8 protein-coding genes are annotated in these 8,079 nt (G+C 39.0%); 6 read left to right on the forward strand and 2 right to left on the reverse strand.

Annotated features, from left to right (window positions below; genetic code table 11):
* The first annotated feature begins 47 nt into the window (after nt 1-47).
* From ENL20_02710 to ENL20_02725, 4 genes are all read left to right on the forward strand, one after another.
* Nucleotides 48-1,010: a hypothetical protein gene (locus ENL20_02710; protein ID HHE37466.1), complete on the forward strand. Its 963-nt coding sequence runs from the start codon at nt 48-50 to the stop codon at nt 1,008-1,010.
* Between the two features lie 351 nt (nt 1,011-1,361).
* Nucleotides 1,362-2,855, forward strand: coding sequence for a T9SS type A sorting domain-containing protein (locus tag ENL20_02715; GenBank protein HHE37467.1), 1,494 nt, complete (start codon nt 1,362-1,364; stop codon nt 2,853-2,855).
* A gap of 195 nt (nt 2,856-3,050) precedes the next feature.
* The gene (locus tag ENL20_02720) at nt 3,051-3,305 is read left to right on the forward strand and encodes a type II toxin-antitoxin system RelB/DinJ family antitoxin (GenBank protein ID HHE37468.1); all 255 of its coding nucleotides are present in this window, start codon (nt 3,051-3,053) and stop codon (nt 3,303-3,305) included.
* Between the two features lies 1 nt (nt 3,306).
* Nucleotides 3,307-3,597 carry a type II toxin-antitoxin system YafQ family toxin gene (locus ENL20_02725; protein HHE37469.1) on the forward strand — a complete coding sequence of 97 codons (291 nt, stop codon included), beginning with the start codon at nt 3,307-3,309 and terminating at the stop codon, nt 3,595-3,597.
* 39 nt (nt 3,598-3,636) lie between these two features.
* On the opposite strand, the gene ENL20_02730 is transcribed toward ENL20_02725, so the two are convergent.
* Together ENL20_02730 and bamA are read right to left on the reverse strand one after the other, a co-directional pair.
* On the reverse strand, nt 3,637-3,945 hold the full coding sequence (locus ENL20_02730; GenBank protein HHE37470.1) for a hypothetical protein: 309 nt from the start codon (nt 3,943-3,945) through the stop codon (nt 3,637-3,639).
* Nucleotides 3,884-6,106 carry an outer membrane protein assembly factor BamA gene (bamA, locus tag ENL20_02735; protein ID HHE37471.1) on the reverse strand — a complete coding sequence of 741 codons (2,223 nt, stop codon included), beginning with the start codon at nt 6,104-6,106 and terminating at the stop codon, nt 3,884-3,886. Before bamA ends, ENL20_02730 begins: the two co-directional genes overlap by 62 nt.
* Nucleotides 6,107-6,418: 312 nt before the next feature.
* Between bamA and rpsT the strand changes: the two genes are divergently transcribed.
* Nucleotides 6,419-6,697, forward strand: coding sequence for a 30S ribosomal protein S20 (gene rpsT / locus ENL20_02740; GenBank protein ID HHE37472.1), 279 nt, complete (start codon nt 6,419-6,421; stop codon nt 6,695-6,697).
* Between the two features lie 167 nt (nt 6,698-6,864).
* Nucleotides 6,865-7,869: a signal recognition particle-docking protein FtsY gene (ftsY, locus tag ENL20_02745; GenBank protein ID HHE37473.1), complete on the forward strand. Its 1,005-nt coding sequence runs from the start codon at nt 6,865-6,867 to the stop codon at nt 7,867-7,869.
* The last annotated feature ends 210 nt before the right edge of the window (nt 7,870-8,079 follow it).

The following is an 8,079-nucleotide window of genomic DNA, read 5'->3' on the forward strand; positions in this document are numbered from 1 at the left end:
CTTTGTATTTAATAAATTTTCAAAAAAATTGATCATAAGGAGGAATTATGCCGACTCTTAATAAACCAACCAGCGATCATGACAGGATAATACTACTTGATAACATTGTTCTAACCGGAAATCAGGACAATTTAGCGGGTGATAATCTGGTTGATCAGGCGACTTTGGATGCCATAACAAATTTTCTGCCGGGATTTAAAACTGCTGAGATCAATGTGAAAGCCAAAGCAGAGATCAAGATCACGCAGGTGCAGGAAAAAGGAGACAGTATCCGAATGGTGGAGATCAATTGCCGGGATACCTGGGAAGGTGTGAAGAGAAGAAAAGTAAGGTTGAATCTGCCGGATGTCTATCTGACCTATTATGAACTGCCTCTGGATGGGAAAGTTCCCAAAATTGATTCTGACGGAGACTGGCTGAAAACGCTGAGGAATATAATCGAAGGGGATGCCAGGGCTGTTGCTGCCGGTTATCCTGCTACCTCGGATCCCACTGCTGCCGAGATGCAGACGGTTTATGATAATGGCATGGATGAATTCGATGATGTTGCTCGGGCAGACCGGGAGCATGATCAGGCACAGGCTGCTATCGCAGAATTGCGTCCCAAAGCAGATGAATTTATCAATGAAGTTTATGACCAGCTTATGTTCAATACGCGTAAAATGGATAAAGCCAGCCAGCGTCGTGTAGCTCGCACTTACGGATACCGCTATGATTACTCTCCCGGTGAACCTCCGGAGGAAGTTCCTGCTGCTCCTGATCTCGCTGTCGAGTTTGTCCGACCTGATATGACCGTGTCCTGCAATGAGGTGGAAACTGCCGCTGCTTACCAGTTCGTCTATTCCGAAGACGATATAAACTGGACAGAGCTTTATATCGGGAAGAACAATTCCTATACCTATCAGCCTCCAGTCGGAAGAAGAGTGTATCGTGTGCGTGCCGAGAATGAATACGGCTACGGGGATTGGAGCGAGGAAGTGGAATATACGGTGGAGGAGGTGCCGGAATAAACCTCACCCCAGCCCTCTCCTGAGAGGAGAGGGAGAAATTTGACTCGACTTGTCCCGAAGGCTTTCGGGATGCGAGTTGAGACCGATTTGAATATCCAATAAGCCAAAGGCTTACAAGTATCGAACAAGGAACATCCAATTATCAACAATGAAGAAATGAATCAATAGCCCCGTCCTTCAGGGCGGGGAATCCTTCGTTGCTCGTTCCAATGCTCCAGCGTTGGAACGCAGAGCAGGACGCTCCAGCGTCAAACCCGAATAATCGCAGAGCGAATAAAAAAGCATTCCCACGCAGGAGCGTGGGAACGAGAGCACGGGGAATCCGGAATTAAAAACAAAACTGAGGAAAAAATGAAAAGACTAACTTTAATTCTATTGCTGATCATATCTTTTTGTCTTTATGCTGACTGGACAGAACAACAAAAAATTCTAGCATCAGATGGAACCGAAGATGATTATTTCGGTTATTCGGTGTCCATTAACGGAGATTATGCCGTGATCGGTGCTTTTTATGATGGTGAGAATGGAGATGGTTCCGGTTCTGCTTATATCTTTCAGAGAAACGGTACCAACTGGACAGAGCAGGCAAAATTAACTGCTTCCGATGGTGCTGCTTATGATGAGTTCGGTCGTTCAGTATGTATTGACGGAGATTATGTGGTGATCGGAGCTTATGGAGATGATGATAATGGTTTTATGTCCGGATCGGCTTATATCTTCTGGAGAAACGGCAGCAACTGGAGCGAGCAGGCAAAATTAACCGCTTCCGATGGTGATGACTGGGATCGTTTCGGTTATTCAGTATCTATTTCTGGAGATTATGCAGTGATCGGAGCTTATAGGGATGATGATAATGGAGATGAATCAGGTTCTGCTTATATTTTTCAGAGAAACGGAGGTAGTTGGACGGAGCAGGCAAAATTAACTGCTTCCGATGGTGATGCTGGTGATTGGTTCGGTCGTTCAGTATTCATTGACGAAGATTATGCGTTAATTGGAGTTGAAGAAGATGAAGATAATGGAGAAGAATCAGGTTCTGCTTATATCTTTCATAGAAACGATAGCAGTTGGACAGAGCAGGCAAAATTAACCGCTTCCGATGGTGCGGCTGATGATCATTTCGGTGAATCAGTATCCATTGACGGAGATTATGCACTGATTGGAGCTTATGGAGATTATGATAATGGAATGAATTCCGGTTCTGCTTATATCTTTCAGAGAAACAGCAGCAGTTGGATAGAGCAGGATAAATTAACCGCTTCCGATGGTGCGGCTCATGATGACTTTGGTTTTTCAGTATCCATTAATGGCGATTATGCAGTGATTGGAGCTCATGGTGATGATGATAATGGAAGTGTTTCCGGTTCTGCTTATATCTTTAAGAGAAACGGCAGCAGTTGGATAGAGCAGGATAAATTAACCGCTTCCGATGGTGCGGCTCATGATGTCTTTGGTTTTTCAGTATCCATTAATGGCGATTATGCAGTGATCGGAGCTCATTGTAATGATGATAATGGAGAATATTCCGGTTCTGCTTATATCTTCATTAATGATGGGCTTGCTATCGATGAAATTACGGGAAATGCAATTATTAACACTTCTATGGCAGGCAACTTTCCCAATCCTTTTAATGCAATGACCAATATCGAATTTAATATCAGGAAAGAAACAAGTGCAATCCTGACCATCTATAATATGAAAGGACAAACATTAGAACGAGCAGTATTCGGGAAAGGACATCATATTTATGAATGGAATGCAGAGAACTGTTGTTCAGGAGTTTATTACTACACATTGGAATCCGGTAACTATTCAGAGACAAAGAAGATGATCCTGCTCAAGTAAATTTCATAGAAGTAAAAAAGGGCTATTGGTCGATTCAATAGCCCTTTTTCTTTTGCGGGAGACTTGGCACAAGTCCATTGTCTTGAAACAAGACACAGGATCTTGTGTTAAGTCGGACAAATGATCCATTAAAAAATAATATTGGCAAAATACTCCCAATGGATTATTTTATCATAAAAAAGATAAAGGAATATTATGAAAATTCAAACAAGTGTGAGGGTCGAAAATTCGATCTATAATGAGGCTAAATATATTTTCAAGAAATTTGGTCTTAGTTTTGGTGATGCTGTCAATATCTTTTTAGCAAAAGTTGCTATGGAAAAGAGTATCCCTTTCAAATTGAGCATACCTTCGAAAGAATTGGAAAAGAGATCCGCTAATTTGGAAAATGATAATAATGTCCAAATATATGAAACCGCAAATGAATTATTTAAAGATTTAGGTATCTGATTTGCTGAAAATAAAAATTGAGAAGTCTTTCCGGAAAGATATTGAAAGAGATAAGAAAAGCGGACAATATTCAAGCAATGATTTTGAAATTCTAAAGACATTGATTTCAGCATTACAAAATCGGCATAAGATAGATCCTAAATACAAAAGACATCCGTTAAAAGGAAAATTACAGGATTTCGAATCTGTTCATATAAAAAATGATTGGCTGCTGATATTTACAGTCGATGAAATATTCCTGAACCTTGTAATGCTGGGAAAGCACACGCAGATTTATAGAAAATTTAAGTAAGATATAAACCTTCAAGGTTTCCAAAACCTTGAAGGTTTTCTAACTTTCTACCTTCTCCTTCTTCTTCCTATCCACCAAACTATAGATCACTGGAATCACGAACAGAGTAAAGAAAGCAGCACTGATCAATCCCCCGATCACGGTCAGAGCCATCGGAGATTTCAGTTCCGAACCTTCGGACTTGCTGGGAGCCATCGGCAGCATTCCCATAATGGTTGTGATCGCAAAGTGTTCTTTCTTCATTATTACCCTTTTTTTCTTTGTGCCTTCGCGTCTTTGCGGTAAACTAAAAAGTAGTTCCAAACTGGAAATGCGGTTCCCAGCGTCCATTCTCAAAGTTATGAGCATAATCGAATCCGATCAAACCGAACGGACTGCGAATGCGGATACCCAATCCTGCACCTCTCTTCATTTCCCAGAAATTGAAATCCTCTAAACGATTATAACTGTTTCCCGCATCAAAGAAAAGTAACCCGACTATCTGATCTCCGGCAATTGGGGCTGCGTATTCTGTCGAGAAAATGATCTCTCTTAATCCGCCTTCGTTTGGTCCAACAGAACGGTCGGGATAACCGCGAATTCCATCAGGTCCTGTTCCTCCAAGATAAAATCTTTCATCAGGAGGAGCTTCTTCCCCATCATAACCGGTTACATATCCGAACCGCCATTTGGTGCGGAGAACAAGTTCCCAGACAGTTTTCGTGTACCAACTGACCTGGGCAATTTGCTTGTAGTATTTGAAATCACCGTAAAGTGGGCCACCTGCAAATTCACTGTAAAGTGTAAATTGCGAACCTGATGTTGGATAAAAGACATTATCACGGCTGTCGCGCGAGATGGTCATCGATAAAGCACTCGTATTCTGCCAGCCTTTTTCATCCAGTTCCGCGAGATTATCGGAAATATCTTCCTCATCAACTCCCTCCAGAATATTGTATTTCTTTGTATATAAGGAATATCCAAATAAAATCCTGGAGTAATCAAGAAAACCGAGAGGTTTTCCCACCCTGATCGAACCTCCGTTCGTATTAATCCTGTATGTTGACCACTCCTTTGCTGTATGATAAACATCGAATCCAACCAGGATATTGCTATCGAGAAAATACGGATTGGTAAAACTGAAATCATAATTTTGGGTTGTCTTGCCGAATTCCCATTTCAAAGAGGACTGCCAGGAATTTCCAAACAGATTATTGTGAGAAACACTTAATTGCCCGACAATTCCATCCTGACTGTTGACAGCAATTCCGCCATTAGCAGAACCCGATATCTTGTCATTAACATGAATGACCAGATCGATATCTCCGTTTTTATTAATAGGACTATAATCAGGGAACAGATCCGGTTCAAATAAACCCATATTATAGATATTACTCAAAGTTCGTCTGACCTTTGATTGCCGGAAATAATCTCCCGGAGAGATCGCCAGATGTTTTCTGATCACCTTTTCCTTTGTCTTGCGATTTCCTTTGATATGGATCTTGCGGATCTTTGCTCTTGTATTTTCCTTGATCACCAGATTTATATTGATCTTTCCCTTATCTTTTTGCAGTTCATGTTCGAACCCGGCATAAATATATCCTTCCTCATAATACATGGATGCAACATCGTTCAACTGTTTATTGAATTTATCCAGGTTGAATACTTCGTCTTCTTCAAATTTGAAATTACTAATGATCAGGTCATCAGTAAATCTGGAATTACCGGAGACAAAAACCTTACCGAAATTATAGGATTTCCCCTCGTAAAGATAAATATCGATCATAAATTTATCTTCTACCAATTTCTTATCCCAGGAAACTATACGCGTATCGATAAATCCTTTTTTATTATAATAATTGACTATACTTTCCAGGTCTTGATCAAATTTCTCCTGCTCGAATTTTCCGGAACGAAACAGACTCGCTTTTTTGGTTTTCATCTTACCGAGTATTTTTTTGGTAGTGATCTCTTTATTCCCGTGTATTTTTATCTTTTTGATCACAACTTTTGAGCCTTCCTCCACCCGCACCAGAACATCGACTTTATTTTGATCAAGTTTGGTTATACTGAATTCTGCCTTTGCCTGATGATATCCTTTTTTCTTATATTCCCGGGAAATGGAATTAGCAACTTCTGCTTCCAGGAAAGGAGACCAGTAGCTTCCCGGTTTAAGCTTAACAAAATCTTCCATGGCTGAATCTTTGATCTTCTTATTTCCTTTGAATTCAACTGTATTTACAACAGGAAATTCCTTAACGATTACAGTTACTGAAATTCCCTGTTGAATATCTGTTTTTTCTATTTTGATGTCTTCGAAAACACCTAACTGGTAAAGGCTTTTAATTGATTTTGCAACAGCTTCTGAAGTTAGATCCTCACCAACCTCAAAGGTTAATAATGTCAGGATCAATTCCTCTTCGATATTCAGATTTCCCTGAATTTCGATTTCTAGGATCAAGTTGCCTTCTGCGCATAAAATTCCGGATATCAGGACTGTAAAGAAAGTTAACAACAGGATTCTACGCATTTATCCTCCAAAATATAATTCTAATTTAATTTTATGCGTCAAATAAAAATCTATAACTTCAAAGTCAAAGTTTTTAATAGGAAATCTAAAAACTTGCCAAGTTTCAAAAACTTGGCAAGTTTTATATAAGGTTATACAAATTCGTTATTGTTTTTGAATGAACTTTTATTCCTACCTTTTTGCGTATTTTGTGCCTTTTCATGACTATCATAACTTTTTTGAAGATTTTAGAAATAGTTCTCTAAAAAACAATTTGACACAAATTATTCCTATCTATTTTTGTCCCAGAAAATTATAAAGATGGAGGAAAAAATGCCTAATCATAAATCTTGTGAAAAAAGATTGAGACAGGAAAAGAAAAGAGCGGCACGCAATCATTATGTGAAAGCAACGATCAAAACTTTAGACAAAAAATTAAGAAGCGATCTGCCGATCGAGGAAAAAGAGAAATTATTATCTGAAGTATATTCCAAACTGGATAAAGCAGCGAAAAGAAATGTTATTCACAAAAGAACTGCTTCCCGCAGGAAAGCCAGATTAGCTGCATATTTCAACGAAGTGAAAGCAGAGAAGACTGAAAAAGCGGTATAATAATTTATATTAAAGCAGAATTCGAGAGTCTCGGATTCTGCTTTTTTTTTAAATCAATATCAAACTTGCCAGATTTCAAAAATTTGGCAAGTTTTCATACGGATTTAATAGCAGGAAAAATGGAAACAAACTACATAATTTATATTTTAGCAGCGATTATTTTGATAATGGTTATTCTTGTGATTTTATTTATCAAAAAAAAATCATCACAAGAAAAAATTACCAAAAAGAAGAAACCGGAAAATAAAATATCAGAATCGGAAAATCTTCGCTCCAAATTAGCGAAAACCAAAAGCAGTTTTTTAGGAAAGATCGCTGAAACGATCAAATTAAGAGGAAAAGTTGACGAAGGATTGATGGATGATCTGGAAGAAATTCTCATCCAGGCAGATGTGGGAGTTGAGACAAGTCTCTTTATTATCGACAAATTGCGGGAAGAAATTCAATTGCATAAACTCACGAACCAGGCTGAAGTGCAAACACACCTTGAAAATATCATCAAAGAGATGCTGCTCAATGAATATGCCAAAGATTCGGATCATCTGAAAATTACTGATAAAAGACCTTTTGTAATCCTTTTTGCTGGTGTTAATGGAGTTGGTAAAACCACGACTATCGGTAAGCTGGCGAAAAGATTCAAAGATCAGGGTAAATCTATTCTTCTGATCGCGGGAGATACTTTCCGGGCAGCAGCGATCGAGCAACTGTCCATCTGGGCAGAACGAGCAAATGTGGAAATCGTCAAGCAGCAGCAAGGTTCGGATGCATCGTCTGTTGTTTATGATGGCATAATGAAAGCGGTGAATCAAAATTTCGATGTAGTTTTAATCGATACTGCTGGTCGTCAGCATACTAAAGTGAACCTGATGAACGAACTTTCCAAAGTAGTGAGAACCATCAAAAAAATCGTTCCGGATGCTCCGCACGAAACGCTTCTTGTTATCGATGCCACAACAGGACAGAATGCGATTTCCCAAGCTGAGTTGTTTAATAAAACAATAAATCTTTCCGGTCTGATCCTGACGAAACTGGACGGAACTGCCAAAGGCGGAATTGTGATCGGGATCAAGCATCAATTGAAAATCCCGGTAAAATTGATCGGAGTTGGTGAAAAACAAGAAGATCTGCGTGATTTTGATGTGAATGAATTTGTGGAAGCCGTGTTTGAATAAAAATTTCGATTTGAATGGAATGAATTTTTTAATTCCAGATTAAAGAATCTTGAGTCCACTCTAAAAAGGTCAAATTCAATAAAATTGGAAACCGTTAAAACGGTTAATACTTTTTCCTGTTTCATTAACCACCAACTTAAGTTGGTGGTTAATAAGAAGATAGAGGTCATTAACTGATTCATCAGTTTCCAAATTTCGGGCAAAATTTCA

It is taken from the genome of Candidatus Cloacimonadota bacterium, from assembly GCA_011372345.1.
Lineage (GTDB): Bacteria > Cloacimonadota > Cloacimonadia > Cloacimonadales > TCS61 > DRTC01.